5 protein-coding genes are annotated in these 2,629 nt (G+C 43.1%); 1 reads left to right on the top strand and 4 read right to left on the bottom strand.

Annotation, left to right across the window (positions count from 1 at the left end; translation table 11 throughout):
• Positions 1 to 245 (top strand): hypothetical protein (locus WG68_RS19900; protein ID WP_235357796.1); only part of this gene is annotated, 245 nt, incomplete at its 5' end.
• A gap of 299 nt (positions 246 to 544) precedes the next feature.
• Here WG68_RS19900 and WG68_RS18850 read toward each other — a convergent pair.
• The 4 genes from WG68_RS18850 to WG68_RS19895 all read right to left on the bottom strand — a co-directional run.
• A complete protein-coding gene (locus WG68_RS18850) occupies positions 545 to 1,048 on the bottom strand; it encodes a hypothetical protein (RefSeq protein WP_046559265.1) in 504 nt (167 codons plus the stop codon).
• An 87-nt stretch (positions 1,049 to 1,135) separates the two neighbouring features.
• Positions 1,136 to 1,558, bottom strand: coding sequence for a hypothetical protein (locus WG68_RS18845; RefSeq protein ID WP_046559264.1), 423 nt, complete (start codon positions 1,556 to 1,558; stop codon positions 1,136 to 1,138).
• Positions 1,559 to 1,696: 138 nt separating this feature from the next.
• Complete coding sequence (locus tag WG68_RS18840) at positions 1,697 to 2,287, bottom strand: hypothetical protein (RefSeq protein WP_046559263.1); 591 nt, start codon at positions 2,285 to 2,287, stop codon at positions 1,697 to 1,699.
• A 103-nt stretch (positions 2,288 to 2,390) separates the two neighbouring features.
• A partial coding sequence (locus WG68_RS19895) for a hypothetical protein (RefSeq protein ID WP_046559262.1) occupies positions 2,391 to 2,629 on the bottom strand: 239 nt, incomplete at its 5' end.

Raw genomic sequence — 2,629 nt, 5'->3', positions numbered from 1 at the left:
TGGATGGTGTGGTTGCTGCAACGCTTACGCTTGACGCACTAACGCTCAAAGCAGCTGCGCGTTACGCGTCGGCTGGCTTTGCTTGTTATATTTTTTTGAAATTACCGCTGCAAGTGAATAAAGCACACCTGACAGCACCAGCCAAAATAGCACCTGCATGGTTAGTGAATCTAAAAACTCAATCGAAAGCACAAACCAATGTGCTGCCCCGAGTAGCAGCGTTACCAACACAGCTAGCACATTGAGCATGTTTACTTTGGATACCAACTGAACCGTGATTAATGCAACTAGAGATATAAAACAGTACGCTGAGCCAATTAACAAGCTAAGTTGGAAGGTGCCCCAACAGCCAAACTTTGGATCGCAGCTACCAATAAGCAATATTTTGTATGCCTGATAAGCGGCTATCGGCAACATAAATAAAAGTAGTGACGTTATTACAGTTCTAATTATTGTGCTCATGACTACTCAAAAAATATAACGCCGCAAGCAGCGGCGAGCGTTAGCGAGTCCAGCACCGAAGGTGCGTTGCTGACTTGCCTTGTTAGAAGTCATAGCCTCGCTCTTTTAATATGGCTAGGACTTCACCATGGCCGTGCAAGTATGAGGATAAACGCACTTTTTTACCGGACTTAAATTTAAGCGTATACCAATACATAGAAGCGTTGAATTTTGCTGAAACCAGATCATCCCAATTTTCTTTTTTTGTTCCCGTCCATGGCGTATGAAACTCAATACCGCGTGAATCAAAGCGGCCTTTGACTTTAAAATACTCAGCGAAACAGGCGATTGCTGCAATTCCAAAGCCAAAAAACAATCCTAAGACAGCGACAAATTCACTAGTTTTTTCATGCACATCTTCATCATAGAAAAATGCCCAGACAGCAAATAATGAGAATGCTAAACAGGCGAGTGCGAGAATAAGAATAAGTAGACCATGTTTAAGCTCTCCGTTGGTTGCCTTCCCTCTGGCTGCATTGGTAAAGATTACTCCAATTACAACCGCAACCAATCCACCAATCAATCCCGACGAAATCCATGATTCCAAAGCTTACTCCTTAACTTCTAACGCCCCGCGCATGCGCGCGAACTTGTGAGCGTCGCAGGGGCCGGAGGCCCCGAATGACGCGGATTGTTAAATAGCCTTCCACTGCTCAATAATTTTTTCATACTTTTCATCAACTAAGCCTGTTTCATCGTCACAAGAAAATAAAACAACCTGAAGAGCATTAATGTTATTTGGGTACTGAGCTAGTTTATCCATAATATCAAGAGCTTGATACTCACTGAGTTCCTGCTTGTTGATATACGACAAGCAAGCAGGCTCCACTATTTGTTGAACAGGAGACGAGAAGGATGCTTTCCAATATTCATATATTACCAGATGTTTTTCAGGCTCCAATACTTCAGACGCAGGCACACGGCATATTTCATGAAGTACTAAGAATGGCGCGTCCTCACCAATATCATGAGCCACAGCGATTAATTGTTTCCATGCCGCTTCATCATGGTATGGAAACTTACAATCGATACTGTAATAGAACTCTTCGTAGGTCATAGCTCAGCCTAACTCTCCTTGGCTATTTAACGCCCCTGCTCAGGAGCCAAAGTATGTTGGCGTGGCTTTTGCGCAAGCGAAAGACATGACAACATACTTTGGTCTCTCTGCAGCGGATTGTTAGGCTCTGGATGCAAGCTATTTCCATCCTGATGAAACTGAGATCTGTGCATTCACGCCCTCTAAATCAATCGATCCACCCGACACATTAATATCAACATGAAGGTTTTTACTCTCTGTAGGGAAAAAATGCCAATACACCATTTCGTTAAGGTTTGTTGGGGTTGATGAACTATTAAACGGTACAACACGCTTATCATACTCTGGATCACCGTACTGATACCTAGCAAACCACTCGGTATCGTTGGCATAGGACGCTGTGCCTTCAGAAACCATTCTTAAATAATGCTGATTAAGTGGACCATTCCTGTGAAAATAAATAGTTCCACGGCTATCTGCAATCCGAACTTCAACGATAGTATCCATCTCGTGGAATGCAACTGACGCAGATGATCTAACCGTTAGTCTAAGAAGAGAACGGCCATGCGACTTATACCCAGCCAAGCTGAACCGTTCTTCTGTGCCTGGTCGAAGCTCAAACTGTGGAAGCTCGACCTTATAATTGACAAATGGCCAGAGTCCCTCTGATGTATATTTGCCATCACCTCTATAGCAACCACTAAGAAATGCTACGATTAAAATGAGTGTTAGTAATTTAGCAGTATTCATTATCTAGAAGCCTAACGCAAAGCACACGGGTGACGACCGCACAGCGGTTGGCATCCCAGCGACCGAAGGGAGCGAGTGATGCGCCTTGTTATATGTACATTGCTCATTTTATTGCACTTTTACTAAGTCGTAACTTTGTTTTAATTACAAGAACCAAAGTTGGAACTTGAAGCACTAGGAACGAAAACCCTAAACCTCTAACGGAAAACTCAGCAGAACCTGAAAAAATCAAAACGCCCGCGAGCACAAGCCAAATAATAAAGAAAAACAAGCCATAGCCTATCAACGATTTGAGCACTATTTCATTGTTTAACGTCATAACTTTCCGTACATATAACGCTC

This window comes from Arsukibacterium ikkense (assembly GCF_000987775.1).
GTDB lineage: Bacteria > Pseudomonadota > Gammaproteobacteria > Enterobacterales > Alteromonadaceae > Alishewanella > Alishewanella ikkense.
The sequence above is the reverse complement of the archived record's forward strand: the minus strand, read 5'-3'. Positions and strand labels throughout refer to the sequence as shown.

Bases quoted from the DNA above. Each gene is read 5' to 3' on its own strand.
- WG68_RS18845 (WP_046559264.1), bottom strand. From the start codon at position 1,558: ATGACCTACGAAGAGTTCTATTACAGTATCGATTGTAAGTTTCCATAC.
- WG68_RS18840 (WP_046559263.1), bottom strand. From the start codon at position 2,287: ATGAATACTGCTAAATTACTAACACTCATTTTAATCGTAGCATTTCTT.